Raw genomic sequence first — 23,663 nt, forward strand, 5'->3', positions numbered from 1 at the left:
ATTCCGGTCGGCTATTGGGGGCGCGGACCTAGCACACCCGCTGAGGGCGATCACTTCGGACCAGTCTTGTGGGACTAGACACTTCCCTGTCAAGCCCCACGTTGCGGTCGAGGTAACCGTGCAACGAGCGGGCGCTAAGCCCCACTTGTGACGAGATTGAATACAAAGAGTCACCAGCAGTTGCACTTTTCGCACTAGTGCCACTAGTCTTACCGGTCGTACCCGGATATCCTGGTACCTATGAGGATGATCAGCAGCACCGAGGCTAAGACGAAACTCAACGCACTCCTGGCCGAGGTCGAGGCGACCGGGCAACCTGTGACGATCACCAGCCACGGTCGGCCCGTGGCGATCCTGTCGCCATCGGCGCCGACACCGCGCACATTCGGTCAACTCATCGGGAAGATCACCGTTCCCGACGACTTCGACGCACCGCTCGACGAATCTGAGCTCGGGCTCTGGGAAGGTCACGAGTGATCACGCGCACCGTATTGCTGGACACGAACGCCTTGCTCTGGCTGACCGCAGCGCCAAACAAGATGTCGCCACAGGTACTCGAACTCCTCGCCACACCGTCGACCGAACTCGTGGTATCGGCCGCGTCCGCGTGGGAAGTATCGATCAAGACCAACACCGGAAAACTCCCCGGCGGGCAAGCCTTGTTATCTGTCTGGGACGAAACCATCAGCAACCTCCGCGCGGAAACCATCGCGATCGACAGCGCGGACGCGATCATGGCGGGCGCACTCCCCTGGCCCCACCGAGACCCCTTCGACCGCATGCTCATTACGCAAGCCGCCCGACGAGCGCTCACCCTCGCTACAAGCGACCCCATCATGATCCAAGGTGCACTCTCGCCGACGATCGACACCAGACGCGATACCTGAACCAGTGGCACACCACATTTGTGCTGCCGAGGAAAAGCGCCGCCAGGGCGTCAGATGAACTTTGGTTTTCGACTTCCAGGGAGATTGCCAGCGCCGATCCTCAGGCGGACAGGTGTTCGGCGTAGGACAGGAAGTACGCTTCCCGGCTGGCGATGCTGTTCTTGACGATGCCGGTCGTCGCGGGTGCCTCGTAGTTGCCGCCGGAGATCTCCAGGAGGTCGATTCCCGCGGCCTCGAGGGCAAGAGCAACGTCCAACGACTCCTCCGAAGTGAAGCCGCCGTTCTCGAAGTCCGCCGAGTTGACCTTGACTGATAGGACCTTGTCGTGACCGATCGCAGCACGGACGGCCGAAGCTGATTGTTGCGTTCCGTCGGTCAGTGCCCTGGTGCAGAGAAACGCATCTATTCTCTCCAGATCTGACCTGCATTCTTCTGCACGTGTGGAGAAGCGCGGCGCCCAATTGACGCCCGCGCACGTTCACACCCAAGCAGGTCCAGACCACACCAGCTGCTCACGTGGTTGGTTGCGTGATTCTCGCGCTAGGTCCGCGTCCATCGGTCGCAGCGCCTTTGGCCAAGATTAAAGAAGTCGATATCGTATTCCTCCGGCGCCGCCCGGTCACTGCCTGCTGATTTCTGTCATCCGGTCGACGAGGCGACGCAGTTCCGCAGCCCGCTGCTCATCAGCGCGACCGTCGTTCGCGTGGTCGGTGTAGGCCGCGGAGAGCGAGCTGTACCACCAGAGCTGATCCTCCACGCCAGCATTGAATCGGTCCCACATTGAGGGCCCATCAGCCTCGAGATCGCTGACAGTCGAGCGCGCGTTATGGACCTTGTCGGCCAGGGAGACGCGCACTGTCGCCGGGTCGCGGGTGGCGGTCAGGTGATCGAGGTAGTTCTGCTTACGAGTCCGGAAATCCGGGATCTCTTCCTTCTTGGCACCGGAGCACCCGATCACGATATCGCGGACCCGCATACCGAATCTTTGCTCGAGCTCGTCGGCCCCATCTTCATCGACGTCCTCGATGTAGTCGTGCAGCAAGCCCGCAATTGCCTCATCAGTGTCACCGCCATCTTCGATCACCATTCCGGATACAGCCATCAAGTGACTGATATACGGAATTCGCGGCCGCCCATCCCCTTCGGCGCGCTTGCGGGTCTGGTCACTGTGCTTGTCGGCAGCAAATGCCACCGCCTCGGCCAATCGCACTGGATCGATCTTCATGGTCTGCTCGGTCAATATCATCACCCTTCTCTGGATGGTTCGATGTCGAGAAGAACGAGATCTAACACTGGTGTGTGTGGCCTCCAAATAAACGAGGTCCCTCGCGGACACCCGCTCCAGACACAGGAGTAATCCGCCACGCAGGGGGCGGCAATCACAAGGCTATCAGGTGCCACTCACCGCAACCGCCGGTTCGGGCTTCTGCGCGGCTGATCTGGCCGCGACCCGCTCGGCCCGGATCCGGATACCGCTCAAGTGTGACATGCCGACCAGCCGCTCGACATCAGCCGGATCGCTCGAGGCCAGTTCGTTGATGTTGGCCCCGCCCTCCTGATTGGCCCGCCTCCACGTGCCGGTGCCCTTGTGTCCCCCACCATGCGGCACCGCCACCACCCGCGACTGAGGTCCTCGGTGAGACGGACCGGCAGTTCAATCGCGCCGGTCCTCGACACCAGCCTCACCAGACCGTTGTGCACCAAGCCGAGTTCAGCGGCGTCGTCGGGATGGATCCGCGACTCGTGCGGTTCGCGTGTCCGTCGATGCGATGGATTAGGACACTGCGCGGTCTGTCACCCGGCGCAAGACCATTCGCTCGAGTTCATCGAAGAGGAGGTTGTAGTCGCGGGTTGTCACCGGCGACCGCCATTGTTGGAGGCCGACCAGCATGGTCATGCCAATCACCGCAAGCTTGCTGGCCTCGCGTTTGGAGCCGACGATAGGTGCGAACACCTCAGTCAACGCTTGCTGGCGCCGCTCGTCGACTCGTTTCTGTACTTCCTCGACTGCTGGATTGGTGTGGGCCCAGCTACGAATTGCGGCCTCGGCCTCATGCGGTAGCCGGGCGCCAAGCTTCTTCAGCTGACGTACCCGATCGGCAGGATCGGGAGGCACGTTCGACAGTTGCACGATGCGTTCAGTCTGTGTGTCCTCCCAGTACTTCAGAAAGTCTGTGACAAACCCGTCGAAGCTGCCGAAATAGCCATAGAAGGAACCGGTCGTCACCCCCAGTGCTTTACATAGCGGAGCTATCTTGAGCTTGCCGGCCCCCTTGGTTGCCAGCAGCTTCATGGCCGCGGCGAAGTAGTCCTCGCGTGTGACCAGCAAGCGCATGCCACAAACTTCCTTCCTGGATGTCGATTGCCATGACGGCAATCGGTTGAGCGTCCGATTGTTCCGGGCAAGGTCCGCACTTACCTAATGTAATCAATATTGCATCCAGCATCTGACGTGCGCATCCGCAGACGCCCGAAAATCGGGTAGATCAACCGGAGCCTCATCAGGGTGGGGTTATGTATGGGCGAAGGTTCATGGATGCACGGGGTTGACCTCGAATTAGTTGAGAACGTGAGTGGGCCAAGGCGCCGCGGCTGGACGCCTTGGCCGAACGGGCTACTGCAGGCGTGTACCGGGAGTGAACGTGACGGGCATGGACGTCAATTCGTTGGAGAAGCTCGACACCAGCCGGTCAATCGGTCCGGCGAACTGCATGTCCGGGACGCGCTTGATCAGTTCCTCGAACAGGACTTTCAGTTCGAGCCGGGCGAGCTGGTTCCCGAGGCAGAAGTGCGCTCCTCCCCCACCGAATGCCAAGTGCGGGGTCTTTTCGCGCGATACATCGAAGCGCGTCGGCTCGGCAACGAGTTCTGGATCGCGAGACCCTGCGGAGTACCACATGACGACCCGCTCGCCGGCTTTCACCGTATGGCCCCCAACGGTGGCATCTTGCGTAGCGACGCGTGCGAAGTAGATGACGGGGTTGACCCAACGCAGCATCTCCTCGACCGCATTCGGGATCGTGGCGGTTCCGTCGACGAGTTTTTGCCGTTCACCTGGATTCTCGATCAGGGCGCGCATGCCGCCAGCGGCGGTGTTGCGGGTGGTGTCGTTACCGGCGAACATCAGCAGCCCGAAGAACAATGCCACCTCCTGTTCGGTGAGCTTCTCGCCGTCTACTTCGGCATGAACGAGGCGGGACACCAGGTCATCGCCGGGATTCGCCTTGCGTGCAGCGGTGATTCCGGTGAGGTAGCCACCGATCTCCATGAGGGCACCGAGGCCGAGTTCCGGGTCGGAGGTGGCTGCTGCTTGTGAAAGTCGGTTGGTCCATTCGAAGAGCTGGCGGCGATCTTCCAGCGGCACGCCGAGCATGTCGGCAATGACAAGTAATGGGAGTTCGACTGCGATTTCCTCGACGAAGTCGCACTCCCCCCTCTCAATGATGTTGTCTATCAGACGGTTGACGGTTTCCCGGATGGCGATCTCCTTCTGGCGGATCAGCTTCGGGGTGAACACGGCCTGCACGACGTTGCGCTGCTGGGTGTGGCGGGGCGGGTCCATGCCCAGGATGACCTCGCGCAGGACCTCGACGGGAGCCGCGCCACGCAAGGTAGCGAAAACCCCGCCCACTGCCGAAGAGAACGTTCCGGAATCGCGGCTGATGGCCTGAATATCCGCTGCACGGGTGAATGACCAGAATCCGGGTTGATCACCACCGGACAGCGCGTTCCAGTGCGGGTTGGCCTCCTTGCGCATGCGGGCGAACAGCTCGTGCGGCGGGCCGTCTTGGAAGTAGGACAGGTCGGTCAAGTCGACGGTCGACAGGTCGATGTCGGTGAATTGTGCTGCAGTTGTCATGGTGGAACTCCTTCAGGGCCGGATGGTGGTGGTGATGGACTGCGTTTTGAGTGCCGAGCTGAAACCCGGGCGAAGGGGCGAGCGCCCCGATTCTTTGGCACGCATCACGGACACGATGCGGCGGGCGTGCAAGGCGGCGGCGTCGCCGGCGAATTCGACGCTGGCTCGCCACCCGTTGTAACCGACACGGGTAGTAGCCATCTCGACGATCTTTCGGTCGCGCTCGATGAGGTCCGACGCAAAACCCCCAAGGATCTCGGCTACCGTCGCGTCGTCGATGCCGTAGTTGTAGGAGGCCTGCATGAACACATGCGTGGAATCCTCGGTTTCGGGCGTGATTGCGTGCGTGCGACGGTTGGAGTAGGCGCGGTCGCCGGCGTCGATCTCCCAGCTTTGGATGTGTAGGGCGGGAGACGCGAACAGGCCGCTTTCCCGTCGCCCGTAGACCGCAGCAGGATCCAGTCCCGTGGCTTCGGCTTCCCACGGCGCCAGCGGGACCGCAGGAAAGTGGCGACGGTACGCCACCGTGGTCTCCGTGACCTCGATGGCGTCGACCGGGGGTATCTGGTCGATCCCGCGGGGCAGCTCGTCGCGGTGGAGCACGGGTGCGTACGAGAAGTCCAGGTAGTGCTCGTGGACCATCATGTAGTGCGCCTGCTCGGTCCAGTTCTCTTCCAAGCTCGTCCAATCCCGGCTGGTGAGCCATGGCGTACGTGGTGGTCTGCTTCCGAGGGACGCGGCTGGCGACCCAAGCCAGATCCAGATATATGGTCCTTCTTCGAAGGTCGGGTACGAGCGCACCGACATCCCCGTCGGGACTTCGGGCTGGGTCGGGACGGAGACGCAGCGACCGGAATGGTCGTAGGTACATCCGTGATATCCGCAGATCAGTCGGTCGCCCTCGGGCCGTCCATGGGAGAGCGGGAAGCCCCTGTGTGCGCAGCGGTCGTCGAACGCAACGACGTTGCCGACGCTGGACCGCCACAGCACGATGTCCTGTCCGAGCAGTCGCCGACCGAGGGGTGCTGCGCCCAGCTCCCGCGTGGTCGCGGCAACGTACCAGCACTTCGTGGGGAAATTCGTGTTCATAGGTCAAGCACCAGCTTCTCGGTCCTGGATCGGGATACGCACGGGAGAATGACGCTGCCCGAGGCACGTTCGGCCGCGTTGAGCAGTGAGTCACGGTGGTCTGGGGTACCTTCGAGCACCCGCGTTTGGCAGGTGCCACACACGCCATCGAGGCACGAGGACAGGATCGGTACGTCGGCGTCTTCGAGAGCTTCGAGCATCGAGATGCCTGGTTCGACTGCGACGGTGATACCGGAGCGCTGACAGACAACTTGGTAGCTGTCGAGCCCGGCTGCGGCTTCCTCTCCCGTCTGCTTTCTCGCCGCGAAGCGCTCGAGATGGAGGCTGCCTTCGGGCCAATGACTGCAGAGTTTCTCGACGGCGTCCATCAGGGGCCCCGGGCCGCAGCAGTACACCTCCGTCTCGGTGCGCGGCGTTTGCAGGCTGCCCTGCAGATCGAACATCGCGCCGCGTTCGTCGTCGGCCCACACAGTGACCTTGTCTCCATACATCTGGAGTAGGTCGTCGGAGAACGCCATCGTCGTTCGGCTTCGGCCAAGATAGAGAAGCGACCAGTCAGCCCCTGCACGGTCTGCTGCTGCGATCATCGGCATCATCGGCGTGATCCCGATTCCACCTGCGATGAACTGGTAGCGCGGTGAGTCAACGAGCTCAAAGTGATTGCGTGGCCCTCGGACGGTGACCGTCGCGCCCTCGCACAACTGCTCGTGCACATGTTGTGAGCCACCGCGACTGTTCGGGTCGCGGAGCACCCCGATGTGCCACCTGTCCGAAGACCGGGGGTCGCCACACAATGAATACTGGCGAACCAGGCCCTCCGCGAGAAGCAAGTCGACATGCGCACCTGGCTCCCAGGCGGGTAAGTCATCTCCCTCGGAGTGCACCAACTCGAGAGCCACAACCGCATCGGCGACCTGGCGTCTGATCGCAACAGTCAGTTCGGTGGTGAATTCGTGGAGTGAGGGCCCTGATGTGACGGTGGGAACCGCTGATCCGGGTGTCATTTTTCGGTCCTTCCATTGCTGTGGGTGAGTGCCGCCAAGTCGGCGAGTTCGCGATGAAAATCCTCGACGAGGTTCCAGCCGTCAGGCAGTGCCACGGCGTCGCCGACGATCCCGATGTCGAGGTTCTTCTGGTAGCTGACGACGGTGATGTTGAGGGCGAATGAATCGAAGACGACGCTGAGCGGGAACGACCCGACCAGCGGTGCGCCGCCGATGGTCAGCTCCTTCGGCGATCCGGCGACGTTGGAGATGATCAGATTTACCGGCGGGCGGATGAACCGTGTCGAGATGAGATCCATCAGTCCCTTGGCTGCGATGCCGAAAATCGGAGTCGGAATCGGATCGTTGACGTCCGAGAGAAGACTTGGCGGAGCTTGTTGAGTCCGGCGCTTCGCGGATTTCAGATTGTCGTGCGCGAAGCTGAGCCGCTCGGAGAGGTCATCGAGGTGCGTCGGGATCGGCGCGATGATCGAGGTGATTGCGTTACCGAACCGATCCGGCGCATCCGGCAGGCGAGTTGAGACCGGGATGTAGGCAACAAGGGGCGCTGCAGGCAAGTCGCCAGTAGCGAGAAGACGCCGCCGCAACGCACCGGCACACAAGGCGATGACCACGTCATTGACCGTGAATCCGAACTGGTTCTTCACCGACTTGATGACGTCAAGCGAGACGGTGCCGAACGCGACCGACCGGCCTGGTGAGAGCTTGGTGGTGAAGCGGGTTCTCGGCGCATCCAGCCGCAGGGCGCCAGTGTCTCCGCGCAAACGGCTGGCGAGCGTGTGCACGCCTGGTAGCGCGCGAAGCGCAGGGACTTGATCGAGATGCGCGAGTGTGTCCGGGGCCGCCCGGAGGGCTCGAATCCAGCGGCCCGGTAGCGAAGCCAGGCCCGATCGCGCCAACTCGGAACGCTGGGGGTATGGCTTCGATTCGCGAGCAGCAGCGGGGTCGACCACCCGGTCTGCGTCGACGAGCGCGGAGAGGATTTCGTTCGCCGCGATTCCATCGGCCATCGCATGGTGAACGGTGATCACGATCGCGGTTCGGCCCGGCAGGCCGTGGAAGACATGCAGTCGCCACAGCGGCCGGCTTCGGTCGAGCTTCGTCGCCAGGATCTGCGCGGCTGCTATCGACAGTGACTTGTCGTCGTGACTGTCCAATGTCGACTCGGTGACGTGGTCATCGAGATTAACGTCGGCTTCGACGACGACCGGGTGGTCGAGGTTGAACGGAACCTCGACCACCTTCCAGTGGAGTGGCGGGCACGTCGGGAGAGCACGTTCGAGGCGCTCACGCATCACGGTCGCGTCGATGACGTGCTCGGACGTGTCGAAGATCGCCAGGCCACAGTACTGGGACCCGAAGTTCCCACTCTCCGCCGCCAGGAATTGGGCGTCGAGGCTTGATAGTCGTTTCATGTGGCAGAAGACCTTCCGCAATGAGCTTTCACAGCCGCGTCACTGTCGCCGTAACGCTTGCGTATAACATAATCCATGTTATATCTGATGCCATGCAAGAGCTAGGGGTTGGAGTGGAATTTCTTGAAACCCTTTTGGGGCCGTATGAGTGCGACGGGCAGTTCGCCGTCACTCGTTGAGCCCGGGTGCCCATTGGGCATGGGGGCCTTCCCCCGAAAGAGGCGAACTTGTGGACGTTTAGAAAGGGAAAGCCCTTGCCAGCTAAGCAAAGATAGATTACGTTATGTTCCACGCGCAGACAATGGAAGTCCCTTCGCACCACGGCCGGGCAGCCAAGTGGATGCGCTTTCCACCACAGCAAAGGAGCGTCATCGTGGGCACAACGTCGTTGCAGGGCCGTCGAATCGTGATCACTGGAGCGGGTCGCGGAATCGGACTTGCCACCGCAAAAGAACTACACACCCGCGGAGCCACGGTCATCATCGGCGACGTGGACGAGCGATCTGCGCTCGCCGCAGCCAAAAGCATCGGATCGAACGCCGAGGGCTATGCCGTCGATGTTTCTGGCTACGACTCCTTTGCCGCCTTCCACCAGAAGGCCACCGCCAACGGAATAATCGACGTCCTGATCAACAACGCGGGCATCATGCCAATCGGCAGGTTCCTCGATCAGTCGGCCGACACCCATCGTCGCGCAGTGCAGATCAATGTTCTCGGCGCCATCAACGGGATGCACCTCACCCTTCCGGCGATGGTGGCGCGTGGAAGCGGACACATCATCAACGTCGCCTCCACCGCTGGCAAGACTCCCGTGCCAGGTGGCCTCACGTACTGCGGCACGAAGTCAGCGGTCATCGCCATCACCGAGACCGCACGAGTTGAGTACAAAGGCAGCGGAATCGACTTCACGTGCGTGATGCCCAGCTTCACCAATACCGAACTGATCGCTGGCACCACCGCCACGAAACTGATCCCCGTCGTCGAACCGGAAGACGTGGCCCGTGCGATCGCCGATGCCATCGAGCGTCCGAAGCCCGACGTCTTCGTCCCCCGCATCGTCGGACCGCTGCTATGGCCACAGCCACTGCTCGGCCGCCGGATACGTGACCTGTTCAACCACAGCCTCGGGGCCGACAGATCGTTCCTCGACTTCGACCCGAAGGCTCGGTCCGGTTACGACAAGCGAATCGGTAAGTAGCTCACCGCGCCCCGGGAACGCCGGGTTTCTTGGATTTCGCTATTCATTCACAAGTTGAAGGAACCCTCATGCTGTTTGTCGGTTCCTTCGGGGAGGTCGATTCGTCCGGACTCGCGCCCTGTCCGCGAATCAGGTCTTCAAATGCATCAAACACGCGGTGCCGTTCGTCGCGGTCGACCGGTTCCCGAAGAGATTGAACACCAACAAGCAAACTGATGCCGATCAGGGCCAGTAGATCGGCAGTGTTCGAATCTGGGACCAGGCCTAGAATCACCGACCGGAGCGCTTGGATGCGCTCCTCGTCCACCCGTTGCTGGAATACCGCGACGACCGGATCGCTATTGCTCCATGCGCGGATCGCGACTTCGGCCTCGTGAGGCAACCGGGTCGCAAGTTCTTTCATCGTGAACATGCGCGCTATCGGGTCATCCGACTGGTTGGACAGCTCTTCGATCCGGAGGGTCTGTTCCTTTTCCCAATAGGTCAGCAACTGTGGCGCAAAAGCATCCCAGCTACCGAAATAGTTGTAGAACGACCCGGTCGTGACTCCGAGCGCTGAGCACAACGAGGTCATCTTCAGGCCCAGATACCCATTCGCGGCGAGTATTTTCATCGCGGCTTCGAAGTAGTCCTCCCGTGTGACAGACAAATGCATGTGACTCCGCCTCCTCGCAGGTCCGTCGCCCAGCAGCAATGTAAGCTACCTTATCTTTGATGCCGTTTCGACTCGGGAAGCGGTCCGCTCCTCCTACGCACTACCAAGAGTGCGACGGCCTCTGACAGCGCTATGTCGACAGTTGCCGTGCTGGCTGGGTTGGCAGGATTGTGCGGACGCGTCGGTGTGGAAGAACCGACCGCTTCCACAGAAACCTGACTCCCCGTCGGATCAGATCGACAAGACATGAAGTCACGCCGAGCAAGCTTTGAGCGACTAGTTGCGAAGTCAGCCGGTGACGTCGCGACCGATCAAGTGGCGAGCGATCGACCACTGCATGAGTTCGTTGGCGCCCTCGAAAATTTCGAGAATCTTGGCGTCGCGGTAGAGCTCCTCGAGCCGCACCGATTCGCCAGTTTCTGAGACTTGACGCGCGAAGCCGTAGCCGCCGTGGATTTGCAACGCATCACGAACGGTGTCGACTGCGGTCCGGGTCGCGAATGCCTTGGCCATCGCAGCTTCTGGCTCGACGAGCTTTTCCCCGCGGTCGAGCCTGGTTGCAGCTTTCTGATAGAGCATTCGGCCGCACTCGATCTCGGTCGCGCGTTCGGCCATCTTGAACTGCCAGTACTGCATTCGCCCCAGGGGTCCGCCGAACAGCTGGCGGGTACGCAAACGATGCACGGCAAGGTCGACCGCTGCTTGGGCGACGCCGACACCAGCTGCGGCAATTCCGATCCGGCCCCGAGTGAGGCAGGAAAGCGCCACTGAGAGCCCTGATCCTGGTTGCCCGAGGACATGCTCAGGAGGGACGACCACATTTTCGAACACGATGTCGGCGGTCAATTGTCCGCGGTGACCCATCTTCAGATCTGGTGAGCCCACACGAACCCCGGGCGAACTGAGGTCGATCACGAGCATCGTCATCTTCGATCCGGTCCGGCACAGCACCGCCGCCCAGTGAGCGACCACCGAGTTGGTGATCCAGCGCTTGCGTCCATTGACAAGAAAATCGCCGGATTCGTTTTGCTCAGCGGTCGTGACCATCGCTTCCGCAGACAGGTCGCTGCTCGCGTCTGGTTCCGTCGTAGCAAAGGAGAACGCCTCATCTCCCGCGACCAGCGCCGGAATGAGTCGGGCCCGCAGCTCTGGGCGAGCGAACGACAGCGCCTGTGGAACAAGGATGCACTGACCGTCGTAGACGCCAGCCATCGAGGATGATTCGTAGGCGATCTCCTCGGTTACGGTGCAAGTCGCCAGCATGGGATGTGCCAGGCCGCGCCCGAAATCCGAGCCGAATGGCACTCCGAATAGTCCAGCAGTTGCCAGCCCTCGAAACGGCTCCCACGGGAAAGAGTCCACCGACTCTTCACGTTGACCGATCTCGCGTGCATGTGGGGCGAGCACTCGTTGAATTGCGCTACGCGCCTCGGTACGAATCTGCACCGTTTCTTCGGGCAGCCAGACGTCATGGGACATGCGATCTTGAGTGCGCTCGACGGGTGAATTCAGGTGTTGTGACATTAGCTATCCTTAGTCTGGTTCGAACCTAAGCTAAGTTATCTTACCTTAGGCTCAGGGGCAAGACTCCTTTCCCCAGGTCGACGCTTTGACGGAAATTTGCTTGAACCCCTGTACTTCAAACCTAACCTAAGTTATCTTTGGTTTACGTTCTCAGCGCAAGGAGTTCCCGTGTACTTGACCCAAGGCCTGCATCGGTGGGCAACCGCAACCCCCGGACGAGTTGCCACTATCTGCGGCGATCGTTCTCGTACCTACGCCGAGCTCTCCGATCGAGTGTCTCGACTCGCCAGCGGACTGCGTGGCATCGATATCAAAGATGGCGACCGCGTCGGCGTTTTGGCGCTGAATTCTGACCGCTACATCGAGAGCCTCTTCGCGGTTCCGTGGGCAAACGCAGTGCTGAACCCAGTGAACATCCGTTGGAGCCCAGCCGAAATCGCGTACTCACTCGAGGACTCCCAGACACGAGTACTGATCGTCGACGACGTGTTCGCGCCGGCAGTGCCAGCGGTGCAGCAGATCTACCCGGCTCTAACAACAGTGATCCATGCAGGAGACGGCCCGACGCCCGATTTCGCGATCTCCTACGAGCAGCTCATAGCCGAATCCGACCCGATCGCCGATGCGCGCCGATCAGGTGACGAACTAGCGGGCGTCTTCTATACGGGAGGAACCACGGGCGCCCCGAAGGGCGTGATGCTCAGTCACACCAACCTGGTCAGTGCGGCACTGGGCGGGCTCGCCTCTGGAAACTTCTTCCGCCATGGGGCAACGCCACGGTCGTTGCACGTCGCCCCGATGTTTCATTTGGCTGACTTCGCGTTCTTCCTGATGACCAGCATCGCCGGCGGAACGAACATCGCCGTCCCGATGTTCGATCCTCAGAAGGTTCTCGGTCTGATTGGCACCCATGAGGTCACCGATACCTTGCTCGTGCCGACGATGATCCAGATGCTTGCTGATCACCCCTCCGCACCGTCCTTCGATGTCAGTCACCTTCGCACCATCGCGTACGGGGCGTCACCGATCTCACCGGCCCTCCTCGGACGCGCGAAGAAGGTCTGGCCGGGCGTCGATTTCGTGCAGGCCTACGGGATGACTGAATTGTCAGCGCTGGCCACGATTCTCCCCGCGGCCGACCACTCGATCGAGACGCGACAACGGTCCGCTGGCGCCACGTCGCCGACTTCCGAGATCCGCATCGCAGCCGAAGACGGCACCGATGCCCCGCGCGGAGCGGTGGGCGAGATCCTCGTCCGCGGACCGCAGGTCATGCGCGGTTATTGGCAGAAGCCCGAGGAAACTGAGGAAGCACTGCGGGACGGCTGGATGCACACCGGCGATGCCGGATACCTCGATGACGACGGCTACCTATACATCGTCGACCGTCTCAAAGACATGATCATCACCGGCGGTGAGAACGTCTACTCGAGCGAGGTCGAGAATGCACTCGCTCAGCACCCCGCCGTCGCGGCCTGCGCAGTGATCGGCCTACCTGATGAGCGTTGGGGAGAGCGTGTGCACGCCGTCGTCGTCCCCGCGCCGCAGACAACTGTCACTGCCGACGAACTACAGGAACACACGCGGGCTCTGATCGCCGGATACAAAGTCCCACGTTCGGTCAGCTTCGCTGAATCCTTGCCTATCTCCGGTGCCGGGAAGATCCTCAAACGGAGCTTGCGAGACACCGTTCAACAGCAGCCCAGTGCCTGATCTGTGCACAACACATCTTGCAAGGAGCCACAACCATGACCGAGCCATCTTCGCCGATACCCGCGGAAGTCGTCGCCATGCCGAACGCAGCAACCGAAACGATTCCGGCCGTCGTTGAGCGACTGCGTGCCACGTTCGCCTCAGGTCGCACCCGCAGTGTGACCTGGCGACGCTCTCAGCTCGCTGCCCTCGAGCGACTGCTCGCCGAGCACGAGAAGGACTTTGCAGCAGCGCTCGCTAAGGACCTCGGCCGATCCGCTACTGACGCCTGGCTCGCTGACCTCGCACCAGTGGCGGCAGAGGCCCGCCACGCCCGCAAGAACGTCGAGAAATGGATGCGCCCCAAGCGCGTCGGCGTTCCGCTGTCGGCGATGCCGGCGCGCGCATGGTACGAATACGAGCCACTCGGGGTGACGCTCATCATCGGTCCATGGAACTACCCCGTGTTCCTGGCTCTGTCACCGCTCGTAGGCTCACTCGCTGCCGGCAACTGCGCCATAGTCAAACCCTCCGAACACACCCCGACAGTGTCGGCGGTTCTGGCTGAACTGCTCCCCCAGTACCTCGACGCCGATGCAATCGCGGTCGTCGAAGGCGCCGCCGACGAGACGCAGGCACTGCTCGCTCAAGGCCTCGATCACGCCTTCTTCACGGGCGGCCCAGAAATTGGCAAAGCCGTGATGACTGCCGCCGCAGCACATTTGACGCCGGTCACCCTGGAACTCGGTGGGAAGAGCCCGGCGATCGTCACCGCCAATGCCAACATCCGTTCTGCGGCGCGTCGCGTTGCCTGGACCAAGATGCTCAATTCCGGCCAGACCTGTGTGGCTCCGGACTACGTGCTTGTCGAATCGAGTGTTCGAGACGAATTCCTCGCTCAGCTCCAGAAGGCTCTCGACACCTTCCTCAAGGATTCGCCGAAGCTTTTGCCGTTGGTCCACTCGCGGCATGCGGGACGAATCGAGCAGCTGCTCAAAAAGTCCGGCGGGCGGATCGTGCGCGGCGGAAACGTCGACGTCGACGGTGCTGCCGCCGAACTCTCCGTCGTGCTGGACCCCGCGCTGAATTCATCGTTGATGACCGAAGAGATCTTCGGCCCGATCCTTCCAGTGGTCACGATCGATTCGTTCGACGCCGCGATCTCACATGTGCAACGCGGGCCTAAGCCACTCGCCGTCTACCTGTTCACCGACAACCGCAAAGAGCAACGCCGCGTCCTGGACGAAGTGAGCAATGGCGGAACCGTGATCAACCACCTGATGTTCCAGGTACTCGTCCAGGAACTTCCGTTCGGTGGGGTCGGAAATTCGGGTATGGGCACTTACCACGGCAAATGGGGGTTCGAAACCTTCAGCCATCGAAAGTCAGTTGTCCGCAAAGCAACCTGGCCCGATCCGGATGCGCTGTACCCGCCGTACACATTATTCAAGAAATGGCTGCTGCGGCGCGTGTTCTGAGCTGCCCGAATCAAACGTATCGATCCCAAAGGAAACAAAGATGACGCTCCCACGGAGGAAGCCACTCGCTGAACAGACAATGATCATGTCCGGCGGAAGTCGAGGCATCGGACTCGCAATTGGAATCGCAGCCGCCCGCCTCGGGGCCAACGTTGTACTCCTGGCAAAGACCGACAAGCCGGACCCGCGGCTGCCCGGCACCGTCCACACAGCAGCCGCAGAGATTGAGGCAGCCGGAGGCAAAGCTCTGGCAGTTGTCGGTGACGTACGCGACGAGCAGTCCGTCGACATGGCCGTCGCGGCCGCCGTCGAACGGTTCGGCGGCATCGATATTTGTGTTAACAACGCCAGCGCACTTGATCTTTCGGGAACCGAATCACTTGCCGTGAAGCGATTCGATCTGATGCAACAAATTCAGTTGCGGGGTACGTTCCTGCTCACCCGGGCGTGCCTGCCGCATCTGCGTACGAGCGACAACCCGCATATTCTCAGCCTTTCCCCGCCATTGAACCTCGATCCGAAATGGCTGGGTGCGCATCCGGGCTACACCCTGGCCAAGTACGGCATGTCATTGCTGACGCTCGGTTGGGCGGCAGAATTCGCCGATGCCGGAATTGCGGCCAACACACTCTGGCCGGAATCGATGATTGCCACCGCAGCCGTGGCGAACCTTCTGGGTGGCGATGACGCACTTTCCCGGTCCCGCAGCCCACAGATCATGGCTGACGCCGCGATCGTGATTCTCACGAAGGACGCGCGCACAAACTCCGGTGCATCGCACATCGATGTCGATGTGCTGCGTGCAGCCGGCGTGAGCGACCTCTCTGGGTATGGCGGAGGGCCGAAAATGGAATATGACCTGTTCGTCGATCCGCCTGCCTGATCCGGATTCGATCAGCAAGGGCGCGAGCCGGCCGGAAGGTTTCCCGGTTCGCAAACCCAAGGAGGTTCTTGTTCTCGGCGCCGGGCGTGATGGGCGCAGGGATCACCTACCTCCAGGCGATGGCCGGGATGGAGGTCGTCCTCAAGGACGCATTGCGAACTGTCGATTGGTCTTCTGTGCCCTCGCTACCAGCGATGGTGCCCGGACTACTACGAGAAGCACTGGACAGCCGGGAGGCCTTCACTGACTCATGTCGTCCTTTGCCGCACACCGAAAGTGCACTGGGGGCCGGGTATCCGCCGGGAACACCGGCCCTCGAATGGTCGCTCGATGCAGTGCCTGGCGCTCAACTCGGCAGGGGCACGTTCTGCAGCCGCACCTGGCCGCGCGCGACTGCCTTGCCCGTGTTTGTTTCCGTCACGGTGACCAGCCACAGCTGTTGCACACGACCCTGCTGCAGGGGTTCGGCGACGATGTCCACCCGGCCCGACTTCGCTGCTCGCAGGAAGTCGGTCGCGTTGTGCACGCCGACAGCGAATTGGTGCTGATCCTCGACAGCGAGGCTTGCGCCGAGGCTTGCGGCGCTTTCCACGGCGCTGGTGTAGACACCACCGTGGACCACCCCCCAGGGGGTGTGGTGGTGGGGCCCGAGGTCGATGTGCCCCGCAACGCGTTTGCCCGTCGCCTCCGTGACGGTGAGTCCCACCCCCTGGACGAAGCGGCTGAAGTTATTCGGATCCAAGTGTGGTTGCATATCCTAAATGCTAGCTGTGAAGTCAGCAGTTAGCTAGGATCTGAGTATGGAATGGCTCGAGACGAGCACCTCGAACTGCTCGGTGCAGCGAACACTCGACGTAATCGGTGAAAAATGGACGCTTCTTGTGTTGCGGGAAGCCTTCAACGGCGTACGCCGCTTCGATGACATGCGCAGGCATATGGGTGTCTCGGAACCGATTCTCGCCGACCGCCTCCGCAAACTCGTCGCGGCGGACATCTTGCGGACAGAGCCGTATCGCGAGGATGGCCGGCGCACTCGCTTGCAGTACCGGTTGACCGAGAAGGGGCTTGATCTGTTCCCGGTCTTGATCTCGTTGCTGCAGTGGGGCGATCGCTACTGCGCGGATGGTGAGCCGGCTTTGCTCGTGCACGAACGGTCGTCTGGGAGTCGGGTCGAAGCGGTCGTGCTGCCCGTCGGCGCTGGCCCGGCGCTCAGCGCACGGGAGACGGTTTCTGTCGTCGGACCCGGGGCGCGTCGGGCGGGATGAGTACGAACCTCGCCGGGAGCCGCTGAGTCAGCGAATTCGAACCTTGCCCGGGTCAGCAAAATGTGGCCGTCGACGTTCCTTCCCTCGATGCGGCAGTGAACTCAATACCAAGGCTGGACCGCGTTTGGTCGAGACGATGACCTGGATGGTCCAGTGCGCGTTGCCGGGCGGATTGGAGCGATTCGGTGAGGGGTTCACCTCTACCGGTACATGGGCCATCTGATGGGAGTTCCGACCGAACTGCAGGTGACCGGCCTCCGCGACACGGTCCGTTTGCTGGTCATGATCCAGGGCGCGGAAATGGGCATGGACGTCATCGGCCGGAAACTCACGGTCGCCATGCACGACTCCATTCCGACCGTGCACGGCCTGCACACCACCGGTTGGCGCGCGCCCGCACTGCGATGGGCTTACCGGCACTTCCACTCCGATCTAGCCCGACTCGTGCTCGGTAATCGCTATGCCGACGCGGCAGGCGTGGACAGACTCAGCCCGATGGCAGTGGCGCGGAACGTGGGCGACACCAGGCTCGACGGCGCTCCCCCGCGTCGGCGACCTCTTCGACCACCTGCCCAGATCGGCACTCGCGTAGTACTGCAACGGCGTTCGGGGTGAGTGGAAGCATCGTCGACACGGTGTAACTCAAATCAAATCAGGGGTTGGTTTCGGATTCTTGCCGGGGTGTCGACAGGAGGGGCGCGGGACGTGCCCCGAACTCGGTGGCGATCCGGCGATGAGCGCCGATCTGGCCTGCCGACCGAGGCATTGCACCGCACCTAAGTATGTGTAACAGTATATCTCAGTTAGTTGGTCGGTGCTGACCTCGGAACGTTGCTTCCGGCCGGGCGTCCGCCAAGTCAGAGGAGCTGGTGACAAATGTCGGAGATCGAATTCGACGTCGCGATCGTGGGCGGGCGATGCGCCGGAGCGACCTTGGGCGCCATACTCGCGCAACGAGGCCTGCGGGTGTGCGTGCTAGACAAGGCGACCTTTCCCAGTGAGGCGTTGTCGACCTGCGCTTTCCAGTCCAACGGCGTCGACGTCTTGCGGCGGATCGGTGTGCTTGACGAGATCCTCGCCGCCGGTGCCCATGTTCTGCGGCGGGCAACGGTTACCAGCACGCACGAGAAGTTCACGGTGGATATGGATCCGGCGGTCTACGGTCAGGCGCTGGGTATGCGCAGGTCGACAATGGATGCGATCCTGATCGAGCATGCCGCTCGTGCTGGCGCCGACGTGCGCGCGGGTTGTCCGGTGGAAGGTGCGATCGTCGAGAAGGGGCAGGTGCGCGGGGTGAGGACCCGTTCCGGGCAGATCCGCGCACGGGTCGTTATCGGCGCGGACGGTCGGCTGTCCACCGTGGCGCGGGCGGTCGGGGCGAAGGAATACTGCACGCGCCCCGGGGGGCGGGTGCCGCTGTGGGCGTTCTACGACGGTGTCGACCCCGGGCACGGCTTTTTCTTCGGTGCGGTCGGCGGGGCTCAGACGGGATCAACGGCGTTTCTCGGACTGCCCCTCGACGGCCAGTTCCTCGCTACGGTTGGCGTGTCGGCCGACGAGGCGCTCGGGGTCCTCAAAGACCGTTACAACCAGTTCGATGCGCGGCTGCGCCTGTTCCCGGAGCTGGCCGCCGCAGTCGAGGGCGCGACGCGTGTCGGGCCGATCCGTGTATTACAGAAGTGGCACAGCTATTTCCGGGAATCAGCCGGACCCGGATGGGCACTGGTTGGTGATGCGGGACATTTCAAGGACTATTCGCTGGGGCAGGGACAGTCCGACGCCTTCCGGCAGGCCGAATACCTCGCCGACCGACTGACCCATGGACTGGCTCCTGGCGCAGACCTCGATCGCGAGCTGGCCCGCTGGTGGCGATGGCGCGATCGAGATGCCTGGCAAATGTACTGGGCCAATTCCCTTCTCGGCGAACCGCACCTGCCCGACGCACTGGCAGACGGCCTGTTCGGGCTCGCCGCGCGCGACACCACTGTGGCCACGGACTTCGCTCACATCTTCAACAAGAAGGTCAGCCCGCTGCGAGCCGCCGCAACGCCGACCCGAGTCGCGCGCATAGCACCGGGCATCGCCCGATCCGTGCTCGGACCCGGCGACCTACTTCGCAGCACCCGCGCTACCGCGGAATTCGCCGCATTCACCGCGAAACTGTTGGCGCAGCACCCGCGATCCCCTCTGTGCCGCCGATACCCCCAACCCAGCGGCACGCGTTCATGAGCGGACATCACCGAGTGCATCGGTGGCGGCGCCTATGAGTAGCCGCAAGCGAATCCACCATCGGTGAGGGTCTGCCACACTCTGTTGGTCGAGACCATCGACGCCGGTTTGGTATTGATCGACACCGCGGCTCCCATCTTCGAGTCTGTGAAACCACACCCGGGACGTACCGGCGGCCAGAAACCCAGCGGCCGTGCGAGGTCGAAGATCACTGGGTCAGGGCCTTTCGGGAGATCGTCACGGTCGCCTTGGTCAGCCCCCTGATCAGGCCAGGGGTAACGGGCTTCTGCGAACCGTTGGCGATGCGTTCGAAGTTGGCGGCGTGCCAGGCGAGCTGCATCCAGGCGTCGAGCGGACCGAAATCTGCGCGCGGTGCGGCGGGCAACCTTTCCGGCGCGGTACCGGCAAGCAATCTGTCTGGGTAATCAGCGTGAATCGCCATCGGTCGTCCGAGGCCGATGACGTCTACTGCTCCCGAACCGAGCACTTCGTTCATGAATTCGGCGGTGCGTACTCCCCCGGTCAGCATCAAAGGAACCTTGCTGAGCTCACGCAGTCCTTCGGCGTAGGACAAGAAGTACGCTTCCCGGCTGGCCGTGCTGTTTTTGACGATGCCGGTCATCGCTGGTGCCTCGTAGTTGCCGCCGGAAATCTCCAGAAGGTCGATTCCTGCGGCCTCGAGAGCCAGAGCAACATCGACCGATTCTTCTGTTGTGAAACCGCCCTTCTCGAAGTCCGCCGAGTTGAGCTTGACTGCCAGGACCTTGGCGGAGCCGATCGCCGCACGGACGGCCTCGACCACTTCGAGGAGCAGGGCCATCCGGCGTTTCGGATCGCCCCCGTACTCGTCGTCGCGATTGTTCGCTTTCGGGCTGAGGAACTGCGAGAGCAGGTAGCCGTGGGCGGCATGGACTTGAACGCCGTCGAATCCTGTGTCCACGGCAAGCTTCGCGGTGCGCGCGTACCGCGCGATCAGGTCTTTGACTTCCGTCTCCGACAGCGCGCGCGGCTTGCGCAGGTTGTAGCCGAGTTGACCGGGACGAATCGCCGACGGTCCGACCGGCTGACGCAACAGCGGCAGGACCGGAACTCGTCCTGGGTGGTTGATCTGCATGATCATGGCCGCACCGTGAGCTTTTCCAGCCCGAGCCCAACGGGAGATGTGTTCGAGGTGCTTGTCGTCTTCGAGAATCGCGTTGCGGGGCTCGACCAGCGCGTTGTGGTCGATCATGACGTTGCCGGTCAGCAGCATGCCGGCGCCGCCGCGGCCCCAATTCGCGTAGAGGCGGATGAGCTTCTCCGAGGGTGCGCCGTTGGCCTGCGCGATCTGCTCGCTCATGGCCGCTTTGGCGAGGCGGTTGTTGAGCGTGACTCCGCACGGCAGCGTGAGCGGGCTGGCGATGGTGACTGGCATCAGAAGATTCTTCCGTTGAGGCGGGATGTGGTGAAGGTCGGCAGAACCGGCCGGATAGGTACGGGCGGCGACCCCGCGGAGAGGTTGACCCGATGTAAGCGGGATTCGATGACTTGCCCAACTCCCATGTCCTGCAGCGGATCGCGCTCGGAATTGCCTACCGAGACGTCGAGGTTTGCGCGTCGAACTTCGATGACGTGCTCGCCCGGAGTGAACGCGACGAGGTACGGAAGGACGCTGCCCACAACGTTGCGGTGCGGACGGCCGAGAATCGGTGGTGCGTCGTCGATGACGTCGCCGAGGGCGCCGCGCATCTCGATGAGGGTCGCTCCTCGGCGCGTGGCCGTCGCATTGATCGCGTCACCCTCGATCGACCAGTCGATGGCGCCGAGTTTCTTCGGGTAACCGAGCACCTCACGTCCGAGGATGAGCGCGGCGTCGTCGTCGAGGATCATCCACGGACAGTGGACACCCATCGTGGCGAACGGACCGATACCGGTCTTGATGTGCACGAGAAGGCCCGCCTCGTGATACACCGAGCCGTAGTTGCAATCGGGGAACCAGGCGCAAAACAGGTCTGCCGTGGCCGGACCTGTAAGGGTGACGCCCGCAGGCAGCCACGGTTGCATCTTGTCGGAGTCGATCTCGACAACCGCGGTCAGATAGTGCGCATCGCGGTAGATGTATCCACGATCCGGTAGTGCCGCTATCCCGATTGCATGTTTCAGTCCGTCGATCGTGTTCACGACAGCCGTCCGTAGACCATGCGCAGGATCGGGTTCGACACACTGCTGGGTGTGAGAGCCGCGCCGACGGTCTGAGCCTTGGCGAACAACCCGGGCACAATGCGGCGCCTGCCGTCGGCGAGTCCGTCGATTGCGGTCTTGGCCGCCTCCTCAGCATCGACCCAGAGGAAATCGGGAAGCATTTTTTCGAGCGACGGGATGCTGGCGGCTTCGGCGAACTCGGTGTGCACGGGTCCGGGCGCGAGCAGTGAGCAGGTCACTCCGGTACCGGCGAGTTCACCATGCAGCGATTCGGCGAACATGTTCGCGAACGCCTTGCTCGCGGAGTAGGTCGCGTTGTTGGGGCTCGGCTGATTTCCGGCCGTCGATCCGGTGATGAGGATGGCCCCGCTGCGACGCGCGATCATCCCCGGAAGAACGGCGACGGTGAGATCGTGGACGGCGTTGACATTGAGCGACACCTGATTGCGTTCGGCATCGGCGTCCAGATCAACGAGTGGCCCATAGGTGGCCGAGCCTGCGTTGTTGCAGAGAATCGCGATCTCCCGACTGGCAAGTTCGGCAGCGAGCTTCGCGCGCGATTCGGCATCGGACAGGTCGCATGACATCACTTCGACGTTGACGCCGTGGTCGGTGACCAGGCGCGCGGCGAGCTCGGCGAGGCGCTGTTTGCGGCGTGCCACAAGGATCAGCGAGTAGCCACGTGCCGCGAGGTTCTCGGCGAGGGCTGCGCCGATTCCCGAGGATGCGCCGGTGACCACGGCAGGCCGGGCGGGATTGGGCTTGGGCAGAGACATCTTTTCCTCCGTCAAAGGATTTCGTGGAAGTACGGGGACCGCCTGGCTGGGAAGCCCACGTGAGATCCGGTCGACACTCACGTAGGTGTTGATGAGGCGGCGAAGCACGGCAACGTCGAGGAGGATCTCGGATTGTCCCGCGAGCATCGTCGACTGTGGCTTGCGGATCTTCGCGAGCAGGTTCGACAACGGAACCGGAACCTCGCCCTGAATCAGCGCGATTTTGGTGATGAGCCGAGCTCCCTCGGTGATGAGCTTGCCGGCGCCGGCTCGCGGCGCGACGTTTCCGAAGAAGTAAAGGTTCGCGAGCTTTGGTGGTACGACGTGCGCGAACAGCCCGGGCTGACCGTTTTCCCACTCGAGCAGGTCAGGCTGGAGGAACGGGAAAGCGGTCCGGAATCCGGTGGCCCAGAGGATCGTGTCGTATTCGCCGGTCGAGCCGTCGACGAAGTGCACAGCCTGACCGTCGAACCGTTTGATCTCCGGCCGGGGCTTCACCTTCCCGTGGAGAACCGCGTACGGCATCGTGCTGTTGACGGTGACGTCTTTGTCGAACAAGTCATGGCCGGGCTTGGGCAGACCGTAGCGCTGATACGGACCGAAGGTCAGCATGAGCCCGGCCTTGAAGACAGCTTTCTGAACAGATCGCGGCGCCCAGATCTGGTCCAAAGCGGAGACCGGGACGCCCCACATCGTCTTGGGGATGAACCAGTAGCCGGTGCGCATGGACAGATCCGCGGAGCCGAACGCGTTTGCGGATTCAACCGCCAAATCGCACCCGGAATTGCCCGCGCCGACAACCAGCACCCGCCTGCCCTCGACATCGGAGGGGTTCCGGTACTGCTTGGAATGGATCTGCTTTCCCGTGAACTGACCCGGATACGTCGGGATGTTGAGCGCCCAGTAATGCCCGTTCGCGACCACGACGGCGGCGTACTGCCGTACTTCGCCGGAAGAAAGGCGCACTGCCCAACCCGCCATACCCGTGGCATCGATCGGGGTGACCTCGGTGACTTCGGTGTTGAACGTGATGCGCGGGGTGACGCCGAAATGGTCGGCGTAATCCTGCAGGTAGGCGCGCATCTGCGCGGCCGAGCAGAACATCGGATAGTCGTCGGGCATCGAGTAATCCGAGTACGCCGAGGCCTGCTTCGAGCTGATCATCGTCGTTGAGTCGTAAACGCCGTGAGCCCAGTTGCCGCCGACGTGGTCCGTCGCTTCGAAGTGGTCGTAGTCGAGCCCGGCGTCGACGAACGCCTTCGCAATTCCGAGGCCGGCGTATCCGGCACCGATAACGCAGTACCGACGTTCGCGCATCGATTGCTCCTTCTAAATTGCTACACCAATGTAGCTGCAGTCCTGTATATTGGTTGCCAGGCGTCGATATGTCAAGACCTGATTGGGGACTGATGACTACCGTGCAGGCGCGCAGCAAACTCCCGTTGCTCGATAAGCTGGCAGAACAGCCCTACGCGGAGCTAGAAGACGAGATGACTTGCCTGCGAGCGCAGATGAAGGAGTGACAAAT

General features: G+C 62.2%; 24 protein-coding genes and 1 pseudogene. 10 read left to right on the plus strand and 15 right to left on the minus strand.

The genetic code is table 11. The annotated features are described in order from the left end of the window. Positions 1–240: 240 nt before the first annotated feature. Both AS9A_RS10885 and AS9A_RS10890 read left to right on the plus strand, forming a co-directional pair. Positions 241–477: a type II toxin-antitoxin system Phd/YefM family antitoxin gene (locus tag AS9A_RS10885; RefSeq protein WP_013807049.1), complete on the plus strand. Its 237-nt coding sequence runs from the start codon at positions 241–243 to the stop codon at positions 475–477. Further along, the gene (locus AS9A_RS10890; protein ID WP_013807050.1) at positions 474–887 is read left to right on the plus strand and encodes a type II toxin-antitoxin system VapC family toxin; all 414 of its coding nucleotides are present in this window, start codon (positions 474–476) and stop codon (positions 885–887) included. Before AS9A_RS10885 ends, AS9A_RS10890 begins: the two co-directional genes overlap by 4 nt. A 100-nt stretch (positions 888–987) precedes the next feature. Here the strand turns inward: AS9A_RS10890 and AS9A_RS24345 are convergent, their stop codons facing one another. From AS9A_RS24345 to AS9A_RS10925, 8 genes are all read right to left on the minus strand, one after another. Further along, positions 988–1,143, minus strand: a complete 156-nt coding sequence (locus AS9A_RS24345; protein ID WP_013807051.1) for an oxidoreductase FAD/FMN-binding protein — start codon at positions 1,141–1,143, stop codon at positions 988–990. 363 nt (positions 1,144–1,506) lie between these two features. Then, positions 1,507–2,127: an HD domain-containing protein gene (locus AS9A_RS10895; RefSeq protein WP_013807052.1), complete on the minus strand. Its 621-nt coding sequence runs from the start codon at positions 2,125–2,127 to the stop codon at positions 1,507–1,509. Between the two features lie 150 nt (positions 2,128–2,277). Beyond that, complete coding sequence (locus AS9A_RS24615; RefSeq protein ID WP_237707991.1) at positions 2,278–2,496, minus strand: hypothetical protein; 219 nt, start codon at positions 2,494–2,496, stop codon at positions 2,278–2,280. A gap of 165 nt (positions 2,497–2,661) precedes the next feature. After that, complete coding sequence (locus AS9A_RS10905; protein ID WP_013807054.1) at positions 2,662–3,222, minus strand: TetR/AcrR family transcriptional regulator; 561 nt, start codon at positions 3,220–3,222, stop codon at positions 2,662–2,664. Positions 3,223–3,501: 279 nt separating this feature from the next. Then, the gene (locus tag AS9A_RS10910) at positions 3,502–4,746 is read right to left on the minus strand and encodes a cytochrome P450 (RefSeq protein ID WP_013807055.1); all 1,245 of its coding nucleotides are present in this window, start codon (positions 4,744–4,746) and stop codon (positions 3,502–3,504) included. Between the two features lie 12 nt (positions 4,747–4,758). Continuing rightward, positions 4,759–5,835, minus strand: a complete 1,077-nt coding sequence (locus tag AS9A_RS10915) for an aromatic ring-hydroxylating dioxygenase subunit alpha (RefSeq protein ID WP_041451031.1) — start codon at positions 5,833–5,835, stop codon at positions 4,759–4,761. Beyond that, positions 5,832–6,839: a PDR/VanB family oxidoreductase gene (locus AS9A_RS10920; protein ID WP_013807057.1), complete on the minus strand. Its 1,008-nt coding sequence runs from the start codon at positions 6,837–6,839 to the stop codon at positions 5,832–5,834. The genes AS9A_RS10915 and AS9A_RS10920 overlap by 4 nt, the downstream gene beginning before the upstream one ends. Next, a complete protein-coding gene (locus AS9A_RS10925) occupies positions 6,836–8,254 on the minus strand; it encodes a wax ester/triacylglycerol synthase family O-acyltransferase (RefSeq protein WP_013807058.1) in 1,419 nt (472 codons plus the stop codon). The genes AS9A_RS10920 and AS9A_RS10925 overlap by 4 nt, the downstream gene beginning before the upstream one ends. 373 nt (positions 8,255–8,627) lie before the next feature. On the opposite strand from AS9A_RS10925, the gene AS9A_RS10930 reads away from it, so the two are divergent. Continuing rightward, complete coding sequence (locus tag AS9A_RS10930; RefSeq protein ID WP_013807059.1) at positions 8,628–9,452, plus strand: SDR family oxidoreductase; 825 nt, start codon at positions 8,628–8,630, stop codon at positions 9,450–9,452. 43 nt (positions 9,453–9,495) lie between these two features. Here the strand turns inward: AS9A_RS10930 and AS9A_RS10935 are convergent, their stop codons facing one another. Together AS9A_RS10935 and AS9A_RS10940 are read right to left on the minus strand one after the other, a co-directional pair. Then, complete coding sequence (locus AS9A_RS10935) at positions 9,496–10,107, minus strand: TetR/AcrR family transcriptional regulator (protein WP_013807060.1); 612 nt, start codon at positions 10,105–10,107, stop codon at positions 9,496–9,498. A gap of 288 nt (positions 10,108–10,395) precedes the next feature. Then, positions 10,396–11,631, minus strand: a complete 1,236-nt coding sequence (locus tag AS9A_RS10940) for an acyl-CoA dehydrogenase family protein (protein WP_013807061.1) — start codon at positions 11,629–11,631, stop codon at positions 10,396–10,398. A gap of 168 nt (positions 11,632–11,799) precedes the next feature. Between AS9A_RS10940 and AS9A_RS10945 the strand changes: the two genes are divergently transcribed. From AS9A_RS10945 to AS9A_RS10955, 3 genes are read left to right on the plus strand one after another with little or no spacing between them, the layout of a single operon-like run. Further along, positions 11,800–13,344: an acyl-CoA synthetase gene (locus tag AS9A_RS10945; protein WP_013807062.1), complete on the plus strand. Its 1,545-nt coding sequence runs from the start codon at positions 11,800–11,802 to the stop codon at positions 13,342–13,344. Positions 13,345–13,379: 35 nt separating this feature from the next. Next, complete coding sequence (locus AS9A_RS10950; protein ID WP_013807063.1) at positions 13,380–14,801, plus strand: aldehyde dehydrogenase family protein; 1,422 nt, start codon at positions 13,380–13,382, stop codon at positions 14,799–14,801. A gap of 40 nt (positions 14,802–14,841) precedes the next feature. Next, positions 14,842–15,684: an SDR family oxidoreductase gene (locus AS9A_RS10955; RefSeq protein ID WP_013807064.1), complete on the plus strand. Its 843-nt coding sequence runs from the start codon at positions 14,842–14,844 to the stop codon at positions 15,682–15,684. A gap of 346 nt (positions 15,685–16,030) precedes the next feature. Here the strand turns inward: AS9A_RS10955 and AS9A_RS10960 are convergent, their stop codons facing one another. Continuing rightward, the gene (locus tag AS9A_RS10960; RefSeq protein WP_041451032.1) at positions 16,031–16,438 is read right to left on the minus strand and encodes a PaaI family thioesterase; all 408 of its coding nucleotides are present in this window, start codon (positions 16,436–16,438) and stop codon (positions 16,031–16,033) included. Between the two features lie 46 nt (positions 16,439–16,484). Between AS9A_RS10960 and AS9A_RS10965 the strand changes: the two genes are divergently transcribed. The 3 genes from AS9A_RS10965 (at position 16,485) to AS9A_RS10975 (ending at position 19,178) form a co-directional block, all read left to right on the plus strand. Beyond that, complete coding sequence (locus tag AS9A_RS10965) at positions 16,485–16,949, plus strand: winged helix-turn-helix transcriptional regulator (RefSeq protein ID WP_013807066.1); 465 nt, start codon at positions 16,485–16,487, stop codon at positions 16,947–16,949. A gap of 222 nt (positions 16,950–17,171) precedes the next feature. Next, entirely contained in the window at positions 17,172–17,564 is a 393-nt protein-coding gene (locus AS9A_RS10970) for a hypothetical protein (protein ID WP_013807068.1), read from the plus strand. Between the two features lie 261 nt (positions 17,565–17,825). Continuing rightward, positions 17,826–19,178, plus strand: coding sequence for an FAD-dependent oxidoreductase (locus tag AS9A_RS10975; protein WP_013807070.1), 1,353 nt, complete (start codon positions 17,826–17,828; stop codon positions 19,176–19,178). Positions 19,179–19,386: 208 nt separating this feature from the next. Here AS9A_RS10975 and AS9A_RS10985 read toward each other — a convergent pair whose 3' ends face one another. The 4 genes and pseudogenes from AS9A_RS10985 to AS9A_RS24630 form a co-directional block, all read right to left on the minus strand. Then, entirely contained in the window at positions 19,387–20,592 is a 1,206-nt protein-coding gene (locus AS9A_RS10985) for an NADH:flavin oxidoreductase/NADH oxidase family protein (protein WP_013807072.1), read from the minus strand. After that, on the minus strand, positions 20,592–21,338 hold the full coding sequence (locus AS9A_RS10990) for an acetoacetate decarboxylase family protein (protein WP_013807073.1): 747 nt from the start codon (positions 21,336–21,338) through the stop codon (positions 20,592–20,594). Before AS9A_RS10990 ends, AS9A_RS10985 begins: the two co-directional genes overlap by 1 nt. After that, on the minus strand, positions 21,335–22,135 hold the full coding sequence (locus AS9A_RS24625; RefSeq protein ID WP_041451823.1) for an SDR family NAD(P)-dependent oxidoreductase: 801 nt from the start codon (positions 22,133–22,135) through the stop codon (positions 21,335–21,337). Before AS9A_RS24625 ends, AS9A_RS10990 begins: the two co-directional genes overlap by 4 nt. Positions 22,136–22,369: 234 nt before the next feature. Then, positions 22,370–23,452: pseudogene (locus tag AS9A_RS24630) on the minus strand (flavin-containing monooxygenase); the annotation flags it as partial. Between the two features lie 68 nt (positions 23,453–23,520). Here AS9A_RS24630 and AS9A_RS24110 point away from each other — a divergent pair. Continuing rightward, a complete protein-coding gene (locus tag AS9A_RS24110) occupies positions 23,521–23,658 on the plus strand; it encodes a hypothetical protein (RefSeq protein ID WP_013807075.1) in 138 nt (45 codons plus the stop codon). The last annotated feature ends 5 nt before the right edge of the window (positions 23,659–23,663 follow it).

The sequence above is a fragment of the Hoyosella subflava DQS3-9A1 genome, assembly GCF_000214175.1.
Taxonomy (GTDB): Bacteria; Actinomycetota; Actinomycetes; order Mycobacteriales; family Mycobacteriaceae; genus Hoyosella; species Hoyosella subflava.

What these genes read in the sequence shown, in the direction of transcription:
- AS9A_RS10885 (WP_013807049.1), top strand. Translation starts at nt 241, where the DNA reads ATGAGGATGATCAGCAGCACCGAGGCTAAGACGAAACTCAACGCACTC.
- AS9A_RS10905 (WP_013807054.1), bottom strand. Translation starts at nt 3,222, where the DNA reads ATGCGCTTGCTGGTCACACGCGAGGACTACTTCGCCGCGGCCATGAAG.
- AS9A_RS10910 (WP_013807055.1), bottom strand. Translation starts at nt 4,746, where the DNA reads ATGACAACTGCAGCACAATTCACCGACATCGACCTGTCGACCGTCGAC.
- AS9A_RS10915 (WP_041451031.1), bottom strand. Translation starts at nt 5,835, where the DNA reads ATGAACACGAATTTCCCCACGAAGTGCTGGTACGTTGCCGCGACCACG.
- AS9A_RS10920 (WP_013807057.1), bottom strand. Translation starts at nt 6,839, where the DNA reads ATGACACCCGGATCAGCGGTTCCCACCGTCACATCAGGGCCCTCACTC.
- AS9A_RS10925 (WP_013807058.1), bottom strand. Translation starts at nt 8,254, where the DNA reads ATGAAACGACTATCAAGCCTCGACGCCCAATTCCTGGCGGCGGAGAGT.
- AS9A_RS10935 (WP_013807060.1), bottom strand. Translation starts at nt 10,107, where the DNA reads ATGCATTTGTCTGTCACACGGGAGGACTACTTCGAAGCCGCGATGAAA.
- AS9A_RS10940 (WP_013807061.1), bottom strand. Translation starts at nt 11,631, where the DNA reads ATGTCACAACACCTGAATTCACCCGTCGAGCGCACTCAAGATCGCATG.
- AS9A_RS10950 (WP_013807063.1), top strand. Translation starts at nt 13,380, where the DNA reads ATGACCGAGCCATCTTCGCCGATACCCGCGGAAGTCGTCGCCATGCCG.
- AS9A_RS10955 (WP_013807064.1), top strand. Translation starts at nt 14,842, where the DNA reads ATGACGCTCCCACGGAGGAAGCCACTCGCTGAACAGACAATGATCATG.
- AS9A_RS10960 (WP_041451032.1), bottom strand. Translation starts at nt 16,438, where the DNA reads ATGCAACCACACTTGGATCCGAATAACTTCAGCCGCTTCGTCCAGGGG.
- AS9A_RS10965 (WP_013807066.1), top strand. Translation starts at nt 16,485, where the DNA reads ATGGAATGGCTCGAGACGAGCACCTCGAACTGCTCGGTGCAGCGAACA.
- AS9A_RS10970 (WP_013807068.1), top strand. Translation starts at nt 17,172, where the DNA reads ATGGGAGTTCCGACCGAACTGCAGGTGACCGGCCTCCGCGACACGGTC.
- AS9A_RS10975 (WP_013807070.1), top strand. Translation starts at nt 17,826, where the DNA reads ATGTCGGAGATCGAATTCGACGTCGCGATCGTGGGCGGGCGATGCGCC.
- AS9A_RS10985 (WP_013807072.1), bottom strand. Translation starts at nt 20,592, where the DNA reads ATGCCAGTCACCATCGCCAGCCCGCTCACGCTGCCGTGCGGAGTCACG.
- AS9A_RS24625 (WP_041451823.1), bottom strand. Translation starts at nt 22,135, where the DNA reads ATGTCTCTGCCCAAGCCCAATCCCGCCCGGCCTGCCGTGGTCACCGGC.
- AS9A_RS24110 (WP_013807075.1), top strand. Translation starts at nt 23,521, where the DNA reads ATGTCAAGACCTGATTGGGGACTGATGACTACCGTGCAGGCGCGCAGC.